The sequence below is a fragment of the Streptomyces sp. NRRL S-87 genome (assembly GCF_000719335.1).
Taxonomy (GTDB): Bacteria; Actinomycetota; Actinomycetes; order Streptomycetales; family Streptomycetaceae; genus Streptomyces.
The window spans coordinates 1-16,509 of record NZ_JOGB01000059.1 but is presented as its reverse complement, the minus strand read 5'-3'; the positions used below and the strand labels follow the sequence as shown (position 1 = coordinate 16,509).

The window sequence follows — 16,509 nt, the reverse complement described above, 5'->3', positions numbered from 1 at the left end:
CGATGACGCTCACCGACCACCGAGTCGACACGCTCACGCGCGACGCCCTGGCCGTGCTCCAGCCGGGCTTCCTCGGGACCACCGCCCCCGACTGGCTGCTGCGCCGGGTCGGCGAGGGCCTGACCGCCGTCGGCCTCTTCGGCCGCAACATCGCCTCCCCCGGACAGCTGGCCGCGCTCACCGCGCAGCTGCGGGCCGAGCGGGACGACGTCCTCGTCGCCATCGACGAGGAGGGCGGGGACGTCACCCGCCTCGAGGTCCGCGCCGGCTCGTCCTTCCCCGGCAACCTCGCCCTCGGCGCCGTCGACGACACCGACCTGACCCGCGAGGTGGCCCGCGAGCTCGGCCGCCGGCTCGCCGAGTGCGGGGTCAACCTCAACTGGGCGCCGTCCGCCGACGTCAACTCCAACCCGGACAACCCCGTCATCGGCGTACGGTCCTTCGGCGCCGACACCCACCTCGCCGCCCGGCACACCGCCGCGTACGTCGAGGGCCTCCAGGCCGCCGGCGTCGCCGCCTGCACCAAGCACTTCCCCGGGCACGGCGACACCAACGTCGACTCGCACCACGCGCTGCCGCGCATCGACGCCGACCTCGACACCCTGTACGCCCGCGAGCTGGTGCCCTTCCGGGCCGCGATCGCCGCCGGCACCAAGGCCGTCATGAGCGCGCACATCCTGCTCCCCGCCCTCGACCCGACCCGCCCCGCCACCCTCAGCCCGCAGATCCTCACCGGCCTGCTGCGCGGGGAGCTCGGCTACCGGGGGCTGATCGTCACCGACGGCATGGAGATGAACGCCATCGCCGGCACCTACGGCATCGAGCGCGGCTCCGTCCTCGCGATCGCCGCCGGGGCCGACGCCATCTGCGTCGGCGGCGGCCTCGCCGACGAGGACACCGTCCTGCGCCTGCGCGACGCGCTGGTGGCGGCGGTACGCGAGGGCTCGCTGCCCGAGGAGCGGCTCGCCGACGCCGCCGCCCGGGTGCGCGCCCTCGCGGGGTGGACCCGGCGGGCCCGGGCCACCGGAGCCGCCGTGCCGGGCGCGCCCAGCGAGGAGGGGAGCGCGTCCGGCCCGGCGGGGATCGGCCTCGTCGCGGCCCGGCGGGCGGTACGGCTGACCCGTACCGCCGAGGTGACCGTCAAGGCCCCGTACGTGGCCCGGCTGTCGCCGGTCGCGAACATCGCCGTCGGTGACGAGACGCCGTGGGGCCTGGTGGGGGAGCTGTCCGAGCTGCTCGGCGACGTCGCCGGCGACACCTACGCCGACGGGCCCGGCGCGGCCGCGGCGATCCTGGCCGCCGCCGGCGACCGCGCGCTGGTGGTGGTCGTACGCGACGCCCACCGGCACCCGTGGATGGGCGAGGCCCTCGACGCCGTGCTCGCGGTCCGGCCCGACGCGGTCGTGGTCGAGATGGGCCTGCCGATGGCCGCGCCGCGGGGGGCGGTGCACGTCGCCACGTACGGGGCGTCACGGGTCTGTGCCCGGGCCGCCGCGGAGGCCGTCGCCGCCCTCTGACCCCCGACCCCGGAGGCCGGACCCTTACTGCGGGGGCCCGGCCTCCGGCCCGTGCGGCCGCCGGCACCCGCCGCGCCCCGGCCTCCCCGGGGCCCGCTCCGGGGATCGGGGGAAGGGCAGGTGGGGGAACCGCCCCGCAGAGCAGCGGCCCGCAGCAGCTGCGGCCGGGCCGGGAACGGCGAAGGCCGGCCCCGGGCGGGGGCCGGCCTGCGGGGCGGGTGGGGCTACAGGCCCTGCCAGTCCGGCTTGTTCGCGTAGGTGTGCCGGAAGTAGTCCGCGAGCTTCAGCTTCGACGCGGCCGCCTCGTCCACGACCACCGTCGCGTGCCGGTGCAACTGCAGCGCGGACGCGGGCACGAGTGCCGACAGCGGCCCCTCGACGGTCTGCGCGACCGCCTCCGCCTTGCCCTCGCCCGTCGCCAGCAGCACCAGGTGCCGGGCGTCCAGGATCGTGCCGATGCCCTGGGTGATGACGTGGTGCGGGACCTGGTCGATGTCGTCGTCGAAGAACCGGGCGTTGTCGACCCGGGTCTGCTCGGTCAGCGTCTTGATGCGGGTGCGCGAGGCCAGCGACGAGCAGGGCTCGTTGAAGCCTATGTGCCCGTCCGTGCCGATCCCCAGCAGCTGCAGGTCCACGCCGCCGGCCTCGGCCAGCGCGCGGTCGTACGCCTCGCAGGCGGCCGCGACGTCCTCGGCCGAGCCGTCGGGGCCCATGAACGAGGCCTCGGTCAGGCCGAGCGGCTCGACGACCTCGCGCAGCACCACGGAACGGTAGGACTCGGGGTGCCCGGCCGGCAGGCCGACGTACTCGTCGAGCTGGCAGATCCGCGCACGGGACGCGTCCACCTCGCCGCGCCGGACCTTGGCGGCGAGGGCTTCGTAGACGGGCAGCGGGGTCGAGCCGGTCGCCACGCCGAGCAGGGCGTCGGGCTTGCGGCGGACCAGGGCGGCCATGGCCTCCGCGATGAGCTCGCCGCCAGCCTTGGCGTCCGGAACGATGACAACTTCCACGCTGGGCCTGCCGATCTGAGAAGGAAGTGGGGTGGGCTCTGGTGGTATAGACCAATCTGCTGAACAATTTAGCAGAGCCGGGGGCCCGTGCACCCGGTCCGCCCCGGACTTCCATCCTGTTCCGCACGGCCCGCCACGGCCTCCCGGAGCGCCCGGACCCGTACGCGCCCCGCGCCGCCGGGGCCGCGGGCGTCCGCTCGGCGGCCCGGCGGCCCCGCGGCCCGTACGCGTACCGGGCCGACGACCGAACCGCGCCCGCCCCCCGCCCTCAGGCGCCGCTCCAGGAACCGGCGGTCGGCGGGTCCGTCAGCCGGTCGTCCGTCACCAGCATCCCCGCCCGCTTCAGGCTCCGCAGGGCCGGGATCACCTCGAGCTGCCGCACCCCCGGCAGCGGGCCCAGGCGCTCCGTCAGGTACGTGTACAGGTGCAGGGTGTCCGCGCAGACCACCACCGCGAGCAGGTTCGCGGACCCCGTCACGGCCGCCGCGAACGGCACCTCCACGTGGCCGGCCAGTGCGGTCCCCACCTCCGCCAGCCGGGCCGGGTCCACGGTCAGCAGCACCGTGGCCTCCGTCTCGTACCCGAAATGACGCGGGATCAGCTCAAGGTCGAAGAACAGGGCCCCTTCCGCCACCAGCCGGTCCACCCGCCGGCCGACCGTCGACTCCGACAGCCCCGTGGCCCGCGCCAACGCCGGACGGGGCGTCCGGCCGTCCTGGGCGAGCAGGGCCATCAGCCGGGACTCGGCCGCGTCCAGGGCGTACCGGCCGGGGGAGGGCTCCGGGGCCGGCGGGGTCAGCGCGGCGACCTGCGCGACGGAGAGGAAGTCCACCCCCGGCCACGGATCGGGCCCCCCGAAGAACTTCCGCAGGATGGTGTGCGCCCCGACCTCCCGCACCTGCTCGGTCCGCGGCAGCCGGTCCAGCAGCAGCGTGTCGCGGTCCTGCCGGGTCCGGGCCCGCGTCATCGCATGGACGTCCCCGCCCCCGCCGCTGATCGTGACCCAGGCGATGTCCGGTCGCCGGGCCAGCGCCTTCGCCACCGCCCGCGCCGCCGACGGCGCGCACCGCACCCGCAGCCAGGACTCGAAGAGCCCCACCCGGCTGCCCACGGGCAGTCCCACCACCCGCAGCAGGCCCTCGCCGCGCATCCGGCGGTAGCGCCGCTGCACCGTCTGGTCGGACACCCCCAGCACCTCGGAGAGGCGGGTGAAGGAGGCCCGCCCGTCGATCATCAGGGCCTGCACCAGCCGACGGTCCAGATCGTCCAGCACCGGATCGTCCCGCACCGACTCCTTCGGATTCATGGAATCCATCATCACAGCCGCCGTCGTGTCGAAATCCGTCACCGGAACCCGCCCGGCGCGGCCGCGGGCCGCCGGCCCCCGACGGTGGACGAGCGCACCCCGGCGCACCGGGCCCCCGGGCCCCGGGAGGGACACCGCGGACCACCCTCGACCCACCCGCGACCCGCCCACCACACGCACGACCTTCACTGCAAGCACGACATCCACCACATCGAGGAGAGAGCCATGCGCAAGTGGGCGCCGCTGACCGCGGTCTGCCTCGGGGCGTTCATGCTGCTGGTCGACGTCACGATCGTCACCGTCGCCCTGCCCGACATCGCCGCCGACACCCACACCGGGTTCGCCGACCTGCAGTGGGTGATGGACGTCTACCTCCTCGCCCTCTCCGGGCTCCTGCTCGGCGCCGGCTCCCTCGCCGACCGGATCGGCCGCCGCCGCGTCTACACCGGCGGCCTCGTCGTCTTCGCCCTGGCCTCCCTGGCCTGCGGCCTCGCCGACGGCCCCGTCCTGCTGATCGGCTTCCGCGCCGTCCAGGGCATCGGCGGCGCCGCCATGTTCGCGACCACCATGGCCCTGCTCAGCGCCCACTACCAGGGCCGCGACCGGGCGGTCGCCTTCGGCATCTGGGGCGCCGTCAACGGCGCCGCGTCCGCCGCCGGCCCGATCCTCGGCGGCCTGCTGAGCGAGCACGTCGGCTGGCGCTGGATCTTCTTCGTCAACGTGCCGCTCTCCGCCCTCGCCGTCCTGGTCACCCTGCGCTCCGTACGCGAGTCCAGGGCCCCCCGCGCCGGCCGCTTCGACCTGCCGGGCCTGGTCACCTTCACCCTCGGCTCCGCCGCCCTCACCTACGCCCTGATCGAGGTCGCCGAGGACGGCTGGACCGGGACCCTCCCGCTGACCTGCTTCGCGGTGGCCGCGGCCGCCTTCGCCGCCTTCCTCCGGGTCGAGACCCGGTCCGCGCACCCCATGGTCGACCCCTCCCTGTTCCGCGACCCCGTCTTCACCGGGATCATGGCGGCCGCCCTGCTGCTGTCCGTGGCCGCGTTCTCCTACCTGCTGTACGTCTCCCTCTGGCTGCAGTCCGCCCGCGGGCTCGGCCCGGTCGCGGCCGGCCTGGTGCTGATGCCCCTCAGCCTGGCCGCGTTCGTGGTCTCGGCGGCGGCCGGCCGCTTCCTGCACGGCCGCTCGCCCCGCGTCACCATCGGCACCGGCCTCCTCCTCATCGGAGCCGGCGCCGCCGCCCAGGCCCTGCTCCTCGACCCCGGCGACGGCGCCCTCAGCCTGCTGCCCGGCCTCGTCCTCACCGGTCTCGGCGTCGGTGCCTCCACCCCGCAGCTCGCTTCCGCCGCCATGGCCGCCGTGCCCCCGGCCCGGGCCGGCATGGCCGGCGGCGCGATGAACACCGCCCGACAGCTCGGCATGGCCCTCGGCATCGCCGTCCTCGGGGTGATCTTCCACAACGGACTGGAACGCGGCCTCGGCCCCGCCGCCGACCTGGCCGGCCCCCTCGCCTCCGGCCAGGGCTCCGCCGTCGCGGCCGGGCACCCCGGCCTGGCCACCGCGATCGACCACGGCTTCGTCACGGGCCTGCGCGACACGTTCCTCGCCTCCGCGGTCCTCGGACTGCTCGGCGCCGCGCTCACGTTCCTGCTGGTCCGCAGCCCGGGCCCGACCGCGCCGGGCCCCGTACCCGCGGCCCGCACGGAGGGCGCGCCCCAAGCCGCGGCTGCCGGTACCGGACCGCACACCACCCAGGAGCCCACGTCGGCGCAGTAACTTGGACGGGTGAACCGCCCCCCGAACCTTGACGTGCTCCTGCAGCCGCGCCCGCCGTCCCCGCTGCAGGACATTCATGACGAGCGGTTCGAGCGGTACGGCGTCCGGCTGCTGCTGAAGCGGGACGACCTGATCCACACCACCGTTCCGTGGCACACGGACGTACGTGGGCCAATGGACCTGTACCCGCCCGGCAACAAGTGGCGAAAGCTTTCGCTGAACCTCGCCGAGGCCGCCGCGCAGGGCCGCCGCACGCTCGTCACGTTCGGCGGGGCGTACTCCAACCACCTCCGCGCCACCGCCGCGGCCGGCTGGCTGCTCGGCCTCGCGACCGTGGGCGTCGTACGCGGCGACGAACTCGCCGACCGGCCCCTGAACCCCTCCCTCGCCCGCTGCGCCGCCGACGGCATGCGGCTGCACTTCGTGCCGCGCGGCGACTACCGGCGCAAGGCCGAGCCCGACGTGCTCGCGCGGCTGCTGCGGGACGCCCGTGCCGAGGACGCCTACGTCCTCCCCGAGGGCGGTAGCAACACCCTCGCCGTCCGCGGCTGCCAGGAGCTCGGCGCGGAGCTGCGCGGCCTCGTCGACGTCGCGGCCGTGGCCTGCGGCACTGGCGGGACCCTCGCCGGCCTGGCCGCCGGCCTCGCCCCGGACCAGCGGGCGCTCGGCGTCCCCGTGCTGCGGGGTGACTTCCTCGGGGCGGAGGTACGGGCCCTGCAGACGGCGGCCTTCGGCGGGCCGCGGGGGAGCTGGGCGCTGGAGGGGCGGTTCCACTTCGGGGGCTACGCTCGCACCGGCGACGAACTCGAGGCCTTCGCCGCCGACTTCGAGGAGCGGCACGGGATGCGGGTCGAGCGGGTCTACGTCGCGAAGCTGCTGTACGGGCTCGCCGCGCTCACGGCCGAGGGCGCGTTTCCCCGGGGGACGCGGCTCGCCGCCGTGATCACCGGCGCGTGAGGCGCAGGGCTCGCCCGGCGCGCCGGCAGGCGGGTCAGTCCGCCGACTCCCGGTACGCCGCGGCCTCCTCCAGGTCCAGGCGGCGCAGCAGCGTACGGAGCATCTCGTCGTCGATCCGCCGCTTGTCGCGCAGGTCCACGAAGACCTCCCGCTCCGCCTCGATCATCTCCCGCGACAACCGCCGGTAGGTGTCGTCGGCCGACTCGCCCGTCTCCGCGTTCACCGCGCCCAGCCGCTCCCACACCGCGTTCCGGCGCCGCTCCAGCACCGTGCGCAGCCGGTCGGCCAGCGGCTTCGGCAGCGCGTTGCGCGGCTCCTCCAGCAGCTCGTCCAGCCGGCTCTCGGCCGCCAGCGACGCCGTGTTCTGGGCCTGCGCCTCCATCAGGGTCTGCTGCTGCGCGTCGGGCGGCGGCAGCCGCAGCACCCGGATGAGCAGCGGCAGCGTCAGGCCCTGCACCGCCAGCGTGCCGATCACCGTCGTGAACGTCAGGAACAGGATCAGGTTCCGGGCCGGGAACGGCTCGCCCCCCTCCAGCGCCAGCGGGATCGAGAAGGCCACCGCCAGCGACACCACCCCGCGCATCCCCGCCCAGCCCACGACCACCGCGGACTTCCCCGACAGGTCGTCCGGCGCGGGCGCCCGCGTCCGGCTCCGGCGCGACAGCAGCCGCGGCACGAAGGCCGCCGGCAGCACCCACACGAACCGGGCGGCCACCACCACCAGGAACACCGCCAGCGCGTACCAGGCCGCGTCCGCCCCCTGGTACGTGCCCAGCCCATCCAGCACCACCGGCAGCTGGAGGCCGATCAGCGCGAACACCACGGACTCCAGTACGAAGGCGACCATCTTCCACACCGCCTCCTCCTGGAGCCGCGTGGCGAAGTCCACCTGCCAGTTGCGGTGCCCGAGGTACAGCGCGACCACCACCACCGCCAGCACCCCGGACGCGTGCACCCGCTCCGCCGCCGCGTACGCCACGAACGGGATCAGCAGCGACAGCGTGTTCTGCAGCAGGGCGCTGCGGAGATGCGTGCGCAGCCAGTGCAGCGGGACCATCAGCAGCAGGCCCACCCCCACCCCGCCCACCGAGGCCAGCAGGAACTCGGCGATCCCGCCCGCCCAGCCGGCGCTCTCCCCGACCACCGCGGCGAGCGCCACCTTGTACGCGGTGATCGCGGTGGCGTCGTTCACCAGGGACTCGCCCTGCAGGATCGTCGTGATGCGGCCCGGCAGCCGCAGCCGGCGGGCGATCGCGGTGGCGGCCACGGCGTCCGGCGGCGCCACCACGGCGCCCAGCACCAGCGCCGCCGACAGCGGCAGCCCCGCCACCAGCAGGTACGCCACCCACCCCACGACCAGCGTCGCGAAGAGCACGTACCCGATCGACAGCATCGCCACCGGTCGCGCGTTGGCCCGCAGGTCCAGGTACGAGGAGTCGACCGCCGCCGTGTACAACAGCGGCGGCAGCAGCAGCGGCAGCACGATGTGCGGGTCCAGCCCGTACGAGGGGACCCCGGGCAGGTACGAGACGGCCAGCCCCACCACCACGAGCAGGAGCGGGGCCGGTACGGGCGTCCGGCGGGCGATCCCGGCGACCGCGGCGCTCCCCGCCACCAGCCACACCAGCGGCAATGCGTCCATCGCGGCTCCGTTCTCCTTCCACCCGCCCGACCCCGCCGGCCCCGTACAGCGACGGCGCTGCCACCGTACCGACGTACGCTGGCAAACATGAGCGACTGCCCCCACCTTCCCGTACTGCCGCGCCCCGAGCCCGTGCCGCAGGGGATGACCTGTGCCGAGTGCGTGGCGGCGGGGACGGACCCCGTGCAGCTGCGGATGTGTCTGGAGTGCGGGAAGGTGGCCTGCTGCGACTCGTCGCCGCTGCGGCACGCGACGGCCCACTACGCCGAGACCGGCCACCCCGTGATGCGCAGCCACGAGCCGGGCGAGACGTGGCGCTGGTGCTACGTGGACTGCGTCCTGGTGTGAGCCGTGACCTTCTCGGGTACGTCCGGGCCGGCGGTCCGGGGACGGTGCTCCGGGACCGTGCTCCGGGACCGTGTTCCGGGGGCCGTGTGAGGCCCCTGGCTGCGGGGTAGGTCAACCCTCCGCCGGTTCCCCCGATTTGGGACCGCACACCCCTAGCCACTGTGCGTACCCGTGGGCTTACCATCAGTCACGTCCGCGGGATGGGGGCGCCGCGACACGACCGCTCGGATCGCGATAGCGTCACCGGCGAACTTCAGCTCGTACCACCTTGGAGGTGAGGGTGTCCCAGATCGCGGGCGAGCCCGGGACCCAGGACTTCGTCGAAGTCCGGCTGCCGGCCGCGGGTGCATACCTGTCGGTGCTGCGTACGGCCACGGCCGGCCTCGCGGCACGTTTGGACTTCACCCTCGACGAGATCGAGGATTTGCGTATCGCGGTCGACGAGGCGTGCGCGATCCTGCTCCAGCAGGCCGTCCCCGGCTCCGTCCTCAGCTGCGTCTTCCGGCTGGTGGACGACTCACTGGAGGTGACCGTGACCGCGCCGACCACGGACGGGCGCGCCCCGGAGCGCGACACGTTCGCCTGGACCGTGCTGTCCGCGCTGGCGGGCAAGGTCGAGTCGACGGTCGCCGAGGACCGCACGGTCAGTATCAGCCTCTACAAACAGCGCGGCGCGGGACCCGGTCCGGCGTGAGCGGCGAGGAGGCCCCGGTGCGGGGCGCGGGGGTCCCTCCGGACGGGTTCCGGGGGCGGCCACGGGTGGCGCATGCCGCCGGCGGGGGCATCCCGGAGCAGCAGCACGCCCGGCCGCACCCCGCGGACGACGGCTTTTTGGACTCGGCGGAGCGACGGGCGGGCCCTATGAGCGAGAACGAGCAATCCGAGAACGAGGTGGCGGCAGCGGCGAGCGACCCCCGCGACCGCAGTGGGGCGCGGGCGCTGTTCGTCGAGCTGCGGGGGCTCCCCGAGGGTTCCCCGGAGCGGGCGGAGCTGCGCAACCGGCTCGTGCGGATGCACCTGCCGCTGGTCGAGCACCTGGCGCGGCGGTTCCGCAACCGCGGCGAGCCGCTGGACGACCTGACCCAGGTGGCGACCATCGGCCTGATCAAGTCGGTGGACCGGTTCGATCCGGACCGCGGGGTCGAGTTCTCCACGTACGCCACCCCGACGGTGGTCGGCGAGATCAAGCGGCACTTCCGCGACAAGGGCTGGGCCGTACGGGTCCCCCGGCGCCTCCAGGAGCTGCGGCTGGCGCTGACCACGGCCACCGCGGAGCTCTCCCAGCAGCACGGTCGCTCCCCGACGGTGCACGAGCTCGCGGAGCGGCTGGGCATCTCCGAGGAGGAGGTGCTGGAGGGTCTGGAGTCGGCCAACGCGTACAGCACGCTGTCGCTGGACGTGCCGGACACGGACGACGAGTCCCCGGCGGTGGCGGACACCCTGGGCGCGGAGGACGAGGCGCTGGAGGGGGTCGAGTACCGCGAGTCCCTCAAGCCGCTGCTGGAGGGACTGCCGCCGCGGGAGAAGCGGATCCTGCTGCTGCGGTTCTTCGGCAACATGACCCAGTCGCAGATCGCGCAGGAGGTCGGGATCTCGCAGATGCACGTCTCGCGGCTGCTGGCCAGGACGCTGGCGCAGCTGCGGGACAAGCTCCTCGTGGAGGAGTGAGGGCCGACGCGTACGCGTCCGGGGCCGGACGGTCCCGGAACGACGGATCCCCCGGGAAGGACTGCTCCTCCCCGGGGGATCCGTCGTTCCCGGGTCGCGTCGTTCCGTCCCGGGACCCGTCGTTCCTGGTCCTACTCGGCCCCGGCGGTCGCCGTCGTGGTCAGGGCCAGGGTGGTCTCCGGATGGACCAGCAACCATGCGACGGTGCCGGCGGCGGCGGCCAGGGCGGCCGCGGCGGCGATCATCGCCCCGCCGGTCTGGTACAGGGTCCAGGCCACCGGCAGCGCCATCACCTGGGTGATCATGGCGGGTCCGCGGCTCCACTTGCGGCGCAGCCGCAGTCCGCGGGCGGCGGCGAGCGGCAGTGCGGCGAGGGCGATGAGCGTGACGCCGCCGGTCTCCGCCTGCTGGACCGAGTCGACGTGTCCGAGGACGCCGGCCAGCAGCATCCAGACGCCGAGGCCCGCGAGCGCGAGGCCCTCCAAGGCCGTCAGTGCCGCGGCGGCGGTCAGCCGGGCGGGTACCGGGCCGGGGGCGGCGGGCTCCGCGGGGGTGGGGGTCTGCTTCGTACTCACCCCAGCAGGGTAGCCGCGGGCGGCGGGCGACCCGCCTGTGCGCCGGGGTGACGGGTGGGTAATCTGGCGCTCATGCGTGCACTCCTCGTGGTCAATCCGGCGGCTACCACCACCAGTGCGCGCGTGCGCGACGTCCTGATCCACGCCCTGGCCAGCGAGATGAAGCTGGATGCGGTGACCACCGAGTACCGGGGGCACGCGCGCGACCTGGGCCGGAAGGCGGCGCAGGGCGGCGACGTCGACCTGGTGGTCGCGCTCGGCGGGGACGGCACGGTCAACGAGGTCGTGAACGGACTGCTGCACGAGGGGCCGGACCCCGACCGGCTGCCCGGTCTGGCCGTGGTGCCCGGCGGGTCCACCAACGTGTTCGCGCGGGCGCTCGGGCTGCCGAACGACCCGGTCGAGGCGACCGGCGCGATCCTGGACGCGCTGCGCGAGCGGCGGGAGCGGACCGTGGGGCTGGGCCTGGCGGCGGGTGCGCCGGGGAGCGAGGACGAGTCGGTGCCGGCGCGCTGGTTCACCTTCTGCGCGGGCTTCGGCTTCGACGCGGGGGTCGTGGGCCGGGTGGAGCAGCAGCGGGAGCGCGGGAAGCGCTCGACGCACGCCCTGTACGTACGGCAGCTCGTGCGCCAGTTCCTGGAGGAGCCGAACCGGCGGCACGGCACGATCACGCTGGAGCGGCCGGACGCGGAGCCGGTTCGTGACCTGGTGCTGTCGATAGTGTGCAATACGTCACCGTGGACCTATTTGGGCAACAAGCCCCTGTATGCGTCCCCGGAGGCGTCCTTCGACACCGCACTTGACGTGCTTGGCCTGGACCGTTTGTCAACTCCGGCGATCGCGCGGTACGCGACGCAGCTCCTGACCTCGACTCCTGAGCGCGGTCCGCAGGGCAAGCATGCGGTCTCTCTGCACGATCTGACGGACTTCACCTTGCATTCGAAGGCACCCCTTCCCTTCCAGATGGACGGGGACCACCTCGGACTGCGTACGAGCGTGCGGTTCACAGGCGTACGCCGTGCACTGCGTGTGATTGTGTGAGTAGAAGAGCCCAAAGTCCTTTCAGTCGAACGTTTAGGCGCGGGTCCACCCCATAGAAGTACGGCTGTGACCTAGTCGACACCGACGAATCAAAAAAAACTTTCCGGAAGGGGTTGTATCCCCGTCCGAGGTTTGCGAATCTCTACATGGCGATCGGGACAGCCCGCACAACCGGCCCCCATAACCGCCAGAACCCCTCCACGAATCGGACCGCACCAGGGAACACCTGGGCGTCGGCCCTTCCCTCGCGTAGGGATTCGTGAAAGCGTTCACATTCACAAGCACCGTGCAAGACACACAAGAGAGGTAGCAGCCATGGACTGGCGTCACAACGCCGTTTGTCGTGAGGAAGACCCCGAGCTGTTCTTCCCCATCGGCAACACCGGTCCTGCGCTGCTGCAGATCGAGGAAGCCAAGGCCGTCTGCCGCCGCTGCCCCGTCATGGAGCAGTGCCTGCAGTGGGCGCTCGAGTCCGGCCAGGACTCCGGCGTCTGGGGCGGCCTCAGCGAGGACGAGCGCCGCGCCATGAAGCGCCGCGCCGCTCGCAACCGGGCGCGCAACGCCAGCGCCTGACATCGACTTTCGAGCCTCGAGCCGCAGCGCGTAGCACCCGTAGCGCTCAGCAACGTGCTCTTGAGCCCCGGACCGTCACCACGGTCCGGGGCTCAGTGCTGTGCGGGGGCGGCCGGCGGAACCGCCATGATCACACTGCGTGACCGGCCCGCGGGAGGCCGGTTCCGCCGCTACTTCTGGGACGTCGCCGGGACGTCCAGGACCACCTTGGTGCCGCCGTCGGGGCCGGGCAGCATGTCGAAGCTGCCGCCCAGCTCGCCCTCGACGAGGGTCCGTACGATCTGCAGGCCCAGGTTCCCCGCCCGCTGCGGGTCGAACCCCTCGGGCAGGCCGCGCCCGTCGTCCAGCACGGTGATCAGCAGCCGCTGGTCGTCGCGGCCGTGGCCGCTGCGGGACGCGGAGACCTCGACGGTGCCGCGCTCGCCCGGGGCGAAGGCGTGCTCCAGCGCGTTCTGCAGGATCTCGGTCAGCACCATCGAGAGCGGGGTGGCGACCTCCGCGTCGAGGATGCCGAACCGGCCGAGCCGCCGGCAGTCCACCTTGCCCGGCGAGATCTCCGCGACCATCGCGATCACGCGGTCGGCGATCTCGTCGAACTCCACCCGCTCGTCCAGGTTCTGGGACAGCGTCTCGTGGACGATGGCGATCGAACCGACCCGCCGCACCGCCTCGTTGAGTGCCTCGCGGCCCTGGGGGGAGTCCATCCGGCGGGCCTGCAGGCGAAGCAGCGCCGCCACCGTCTGGAGGTTGTTCTTCACCCGGTGGTGGATCTCCCGGATGGTGGCGTCCTTGGTGATCAACTCCCGCTCGCGGCGGCGGAGTTCGGTCACGTCCCGGCACAGGACCAGAGAACCGATCCGGGTTCCCTTGGGCTTGAGCGGAATCGCCCGGAGCTGGATCACCCCGCCGTTCGCCTCGATCTCCGTCTCGCGCGGGGCCCAGCCGCTGGCCAGTTTGACCAGGGCCTCGTCGACCGGTCCGCGGGAGGGGGCGAGTTCGGCGGTGATGGTGCCCAGGTGCTGGCCGACCAGGTCGGAGGCCAGGCCCAGGCGGTGGTAGGCGGAGAGCGCGTTGGGGGAGGCGTACGTGACCACGCCCTCGGCGTCCAGGCGGATCAGCCCGTCGCCGACCCGCGGCGAGGCGTCCATGTCGACCTGCTGGCCCGGGAACGGGAACGTTCCGGCGGCGATCATCTGCGCCAGGTCGGAGGCGGACTGGAGGTAGGTCAGCTCCAGCCGGCTCGGTGTCCGTACCGTCAGCAGGTTCGTGTTGCGGGCGATCACCCCGAGGACCCGGCCCTCGCGCCGTACCGGGATCGACTCCACGCGGACCGGCACCTCCTCGCGCCACTCCGGGTCTCCCTCGCGCACGATCCGGCCCTCGTCGAGCGCCGCGTCGAGCAGCGGGCGGCGGCCGCGCGGCACCAGGTGGCCGACCATGTCGTCCTGGTAGGAGGTGGGCCCGGTGTTCGGGCGCATCTGCGCGACGGAGACGTACCGGGTGCCGTCCAGGGTGGGCACCCACAACACGAGGTCGGCGAACGAGAGGTCGGAGAGCAGCTGCCACTCGGAGACGAGCATGTGCAGCCACTCCAGCTCGGTCTCACTGAGCGCGGTGTGCTGGCGTACGAGGTCGTTCATGGAGGGCACATGGCCGAGGGTACCTGGGCTTTCGCTGGGAGAATCGCCGTGGGGAATACCCAGACCGGGGGTGCGCCGCGTATGTTGGAGGAAGTGACGGGCCGCTGGTCCCTGTTCTTGGATGGACAGGACAGAATGGTCTAGTCCACAATGCTCGTGTCGTCGCAAGGTGATACGACGTGCTTCCGCCCTCCCCGCACAGGAGGACGGAGCGAGGTACGCCGCGCGTTCTGCCCTGACCGCGCAGGTGGCCTCCCCACCGGCCGCAGGGACCGCACACCCTTCGGCCGAAGCAACTCCGGGCTGCGGTGCCGGGCGGGTTGAGGGTCCCGTCCGACACCGTGGCCCTGGGGCTTTTCAGGGGCCCGCTCACGGGCCCGGTCACTTCAGGCGCTCGCGGACCCGGGCCCGCAGCGAGGCCATCGTGAAGCCCAGCGGGTCGACCTTCCCCGGCTGCCACTCCCGGTGTCCGATCACCGAGCGCTCCGTCCAGCCGTGGTGGCGGCAGACGGCGGCCGCGGCCCGGGCGATGGAGTCGAGCTGCACGGCCGGCCAGGGGTCCTCCCCGTCGCCGAGGTTCTCGCACTCGAAACCGTAGAAGTAGCGGTTGCCGTCGGTGCCGCGCTCGTTGTCGGGCGGCAGCCCCTTCTCGGCGATCACCGCCGCCAGCACGTCGTGGTCGCCGGAGCCCGCGTGGTTCGTGCGGCCGTAGCCGACCAGGTGCACCCGGCCGTCCTTGGTGATCACGCCGTGGCAGAGCGGGCCGGGCAGGCGGCTGTCGCCGTCGCGGCAGAGCGCGACCGTGTACGCGGTGCCGCGGGTGACCGTGTGGTGGATCATCACCCCGTGGACCGGGCCCCAGGGGCCCTTGTGGTTGCGGTTGTGGGTGCGCCAGTGGCCCACCTCCACCACCGTCAGGCCCTCGCCGACCAGCGCCCGTTTGAACCCGTCCGCGGACATGGGCTGGGACATCGCGGCCTCCTTCGCCGACGTGGCGGCCGCCGGACGCGCACCGCCTCGTACGGCGGGTCTACCGGAAGTGGAAGTTCCGGCAAACCTCGTTCGGTTACCGTGCGAGCCGATTCGGACACGTTCCGTGAGAATGAGGGGGTGGTGCCGGCGCCCCCTGGGGCGGGGGCGCGGCACAGCGGCGCACGGTCAGGACGCGAGCCAGAGGTCAGGGCCGAAGACCTCGTAGTGGATGTCGGCGGCCGGGACCCCCCGCGCCAGCAGCTGCTCTCGCACTGCGCGCATGAAGGGCAGCGGCCCGCACAGGTACGCCCGGGTGCCCGGGGCCAGCGGCGGGAGGGCGTCGAGGTCGGCCAGCCCCGTGCGGTCGCCCTCCTCGGCGCCCTGCTCGTAGAAGAAGTGCGCGGCCGCGTCGGCGAGCTTGCCGGTCAGTCGGCGGTGGTCGGCGCGCAGTGCGTGGTCGGCGGGGGAGCGGTCGGCGTGCACGACGACCACCGGCGCCCGGTGCCCGGTCTCCGCGAGGTGCTCCAGCATCGACAGCATCGGGGTGCAGCCGATCCCGGCGGAGGCGAGCAGCACCGGGGCGGTCGAGTCGCCGAGGACCAGGTCGCCGTACGGTGCGGAGACCCGCAGGGTGTCGCCGGCCCGGACGTGCGCGTGCAGGTGGTTCGACACCTCGCCGTCCGGGGTGGCGCCGCCGTGGACCCGCTTGACGGTGATGGCGCGCACCGGGGAACCGGGCGCGGTGGAGAGGCTGTACTGGCGGATCTGCCGGGCGCCGTCGGCCAGTGCCACCTGGACGGAGACGTACTGGCCGGCCCGGAAGTCCGGGGCCGGTGCGCCGTCCGCCGGGACCAGCTGGAACGTGGCGCAGTCGGCGGTCTCCTCGATCCGGCCGGCTACCCGCCACTCCCGCCACACGTCACCCGCGGCGACCTGCTGCTCGGCGTAGAGCCGGGCCTCGATGGCGACCAGGGCGTTCGCCATCAGCCAGTAGACCTCGTCCCACGCCTCGGCGACCTCGGGGGTGACGGCCTCGCCGAGCACCTCGACGATCGCGGCGAAGAGGTGCTCGTGGACGACCGCGTACTGCTCGCGCGTGACGCCGAGCGAGGCGTGCTTGTGCGCGATGCGGTTCAGCATGACGTCGGGTCGGGTGTCGGGGCGCTCGACGAGGTGGGTGGCGAACATGGCGATCGAGCCGGCGAGCGCCTGCTTCTGGAGGCCGGCCGCCTGGTTGCCGCGGTTGAACAGGTCGCGCAGCAGCTCCGGGTGGGCGGTGAACAGTCGCGCGTAGAAGAGTTCCGTGATCTCGCCGATGGCCGCCCCGACGGCGGGGAGGGTGGCGCGGACGGTCGCGGTCGACTTCTCGGAAAGCAACGGGGGCTCCTTACCTTAATTGGTATCTGAGATGCGTATTTTTGGGTGCGGGTGCGGGTGCGGGTGCGGGTGCGGGTGCGGGTGCGGGTGGGGGGTGAGTGGGGTGG

The 16,509-nt window shown here is 73.5% G+C and carries 15 protein-coding genes; 8 read left to right on the top strand and 7 right to left on the bottom strand.

Features of this window, described 5'->3' with window-relative positions; genetic code table 11:
* The first annotated feature begins 2 nt into the window (after positions 1-2).
* Positions 3-1,517, top strand: coding sequence for a glycoside hydrolase family 3 protein (locus IF43_RS0128890; protein WP_030207219.1), 1,515 nt, complete (start codon positions 3-5; stop codon positions 1,515-1,517).
* A gap of 224 nt (positions 1,518-1,741) precedes the next feature.
* Here IF43_RS0128890 and nagB read toward each other — a convergent pair whose 3' ends face one another.
* A complete protein-coding gene (nagB, locus tag IF43_RS0128885; protein ID WP_030207213.1) occupies positions 1,742-2,527 on the bottom strand; it encodes a glucosamine-6-phosphate deaminase in 786 nt (261 codons plus the stop codon).
* 268 nt (positions 2,528-2,795) lie between these two features.
* Complete coding sequence (locus IF43_RS0128880) at positions 2,796-3,833, bottom strand: Lrp/AsnC family transcriptional regulator (RefSeq protein ID WP_051796377.1); 1,038 nt, start codon at positions 3,831-3,833, stop codon at positions 2,796-2,798.
* A gap of 225 nt (positions 3,834-4,058) precedes the next feature.
* On the opposite strand from IF43_RS0128880, the gene IF43_RS0128875 reads away from it, so the two are divergent.
* Both IF43_RS0128875 and IF43_RS0128870 read left to right on the top strand, forming a co-directional pair.
* Positions 4,059-5,609, top strand: a complete 1,551-nt coding sequence (locus IF43_RS0128875) for an MFS transporter (protein WP_051796375.1) — start codon at positions 4,059-4,061, stop codon at positions 5,607-5,609.
* Positions 5,610-5,618: 9 nt separating this feature from the next.
* A complete protein-coding gene (locus tag IF43_RS0128870) occupies positions 5,619-6,566 on the top strand; it encodes a 1-aminocyclopropane-1-carboxylate deaminase/D-cysteine desulfhydrase (protein ID WP_030207208.1) in 948 nt (315 codons plus the stop codon).
* A 34-nt stretch (positions 6,567-6,600) separates the two neighbouring features.
* Here the strand turns inward: IF43_RS0128870 and IF43_RS0128865 are convergent, their stop codons facing one another.
* Positions 6,601-8,208: a Na+/H+ antiporter gene (locus tag IF43_RS0128865; protein ID WP_030207202.1), complete on the bottom strand. Its 1,608-nt coding sequence runs from the start codon at positions 8,206-8,208 to the stop codon at positions 6,601-6,603.
* Positions 8,209-8,295: 87 nt separating this feature from the next.
* On the opposite strand from IF43_RS0128865, the gene IF43_RS0128860 reads away from it, so the two are divergent.
* From IF43_RS0128860 to IF43_RS0128850, 3 genes are all read left to right on the top strand, one after another.
* Positions 8,296-8,556 (top strand): UBP-type zinc finger domain-containing protein, encoded by a 261-nt coding sequence (locus IF43_RS0128860; protein WP_030207199.1) that lies wholly within the window; start codon positions 8,296-8,298, stop codon positions 8,554-8,556.
* A 280-nt stretch (positions 8,557-8,836) separates the two neighbouring features.
* Positions 8,837-9,250 carry an anti-sigma regulatory factor gene (locus IF43_RS0128855; RefSeq protein ID WP_030207196.1) on the top strand — a complete coding sequence of 138 codons (414 nt, stop codon included), beginning with the start codon at positions 8,837-8,839 and terminating at the stop codon, positions 9,248-9,250.
* A 65-nt stretch (positions 9,251-9,315) separates the two neighbouring features.
* Positions 9,316-10,224, top strand: coding sequence for an RNA polymerase sigma factor SigF (locus tag IF43_RS0128850; protein WP_030207188.1), 909 nt, complete (start codon positions 9,316-9,318; stop codon positions 10,222-10,224).
* A 131-nt stretch (positions 10,225-10,355) separates the two neighbouring features.
* Here IF43_RS0128850 and IF43_RS0128845 read toward each other — a convergent pair whose 3' ends face one another.
* Positions 10,356-10,799 (bottom strand): hypothetical protein, encoded by a 444-nt coding sequence (locus IF43_RS0128845; RefSeq protein ID WP_030207185.1) that lies wholly within the window; start codon positions 10,797-10,799, stop codon positions 10,356-10,358.
* 72 nt (positions 10,800-10,871) lie between these two features.
* On the opposite strand from IF43_RS0128845, the gene IF43_RS0128840 reads away from it, so the two are divergent.
* Together IF43_RS0128840 and IF43_RS0128835 are read left to right on the top strand one after the other, a co-directional pair.
* Positions 10,872-11,840 carry a diacylglycerol kinase family protein gene (locus IF43_RS0128840; protein WP_030207182.1) on the top strand — a complete coding sequence of 323 codons (969 nt, stop codon included), beginning with the start codon at positions 10,872-10,874 and terminating at the stop codon, positions 11,838-11,840.
* A 315-nt stretch (positions 11,841-12,155) separates the two neighbouring features.
* Complete coding sequence (locus IF43_RS0128835; protein ID WP_003953983.1) at positions 12,156-12,413, top strand: WhiB family transcriptional regulator; 258 nt, start codon at positions 12,156-12,158, stop codon at positions 12,411-12,413.
* 170 nt (positions 12,414-12,583) lie between these two features.
* On the opposite strand, the gene IF43_RS0128830 is transcribed toward IF43_RS0128835, so the two are convergent.
* From IF43_RS0128830 to IF43_RS0128815, 3 genes are all read right to left on the bottom strand, one after another.
* Positions 12,584-14,053: a sensor histidine kinase gene (locus IF43_RS0128830; RefSeq protein ID WP_030207178.1), complete on the bottom strand. Its 1,470-nt coding sequence runs from the start codon at positions 14,051-14,053 to the stop codon at positions 12,584-12,586.
* A 381-nt stretch (positions 14,054-14,434) separates the two neighbouring features.
* Positions 14,435-15,025, bottom strand: coding sequence for an N-acetylmuramoyl-L-alanine amidase (locus IF43_RS0128820; protein ID WP_030207176.1), 591 nt, complete (start codon positions 15,023-15,025; stop codon positions 14,435-14,437).
* A 186-nt stretch (positions 15,026-15,211) separates the two neighbouring features.
* On the bottom strand, positions 15,212-16,402 hold the full coding sequence (locus IF43_RS0128815; RefSeq protein ID WP_030207173.1) for a globin domain-containing protein: 1,191 nt from the start codon (positions 16,400-16,402) through the stop codon (positions 15,212-15,214).
* Positions 16,403-16,509: the final 107 nt, after the last annotated feature.

What these genes read in the sequence shown, in the direction of transcription:
- IF43_RS0128840 (WP_030207182.1), top strand. Translation starts at nt 10,872, where the DNA reads ATGCGTGCACTCCTCGTGGTCAATCCGGCGGCTACCACCACCAGTGCG.
- IF43_RS0128880 (WP_051796377.1), bottom strand. Translation starts at nt 3,833, where the DNA reads ATGAATCCGAAGGAGTCGGTGCGGGACGATCCGGTGCTGGACGATCTG.
- IF43_RS0128860 (WP_030207199.1), top strand. Translation starts at nt 8,296, where the DNA reads ATGAGCGACTGCCCCCACCTTCCCGTACTGCCGCGCCCCGAGCCCGTG.
- IF43_RS0128820 (WP_030207176.1), bottom strand. Translation starts at nt 15,025, where the DNA reads ATGTCCCAGCCCATGTCCGCGGACGGGTTCAAACGGGCGCTGGTCGGC.
- IF43_RS0128835 (WP_003953983.1), top strand. Translation starts at nt 12,156, where the DNA reads ATGGACTGGCGTCACAACGCCGTTTGTCGTGAGGAAGACCCCGAGCTG.
- IF43_RS0128875 (WP_051796375.1), top strand. Translation starts at nt 4,059, where the DNA reads ATGCGCAAGTGGGCGCCGCTGACCGCGGTCTGCCTCGGGGCGTTCATG.
- IF43_RS0128890 (WP_030207219.1), top strand. Translation starts at nt 3, where the DNA reads ATGACGCTCACCGACCACCGAGTCGACACGCTCACGCGCGACGCCCTG.
- IF43_RS0128865 (WP_030207202.1), bottom strand. Translation starts at nt 8,208, where the DNA reads ATGGACGCATTGCCGCTGGTGTGGCTGGTGGCGGGGAGCGCCGCGGTC.
- IF43_RS0128830 (WP_030207178.1), bottom strand. Translation starts at nt 14,053, where the DNA reads ATGAACGACCTCGTACGCCAGCACACCGCGCTCAGTGAGACCGAGCTG.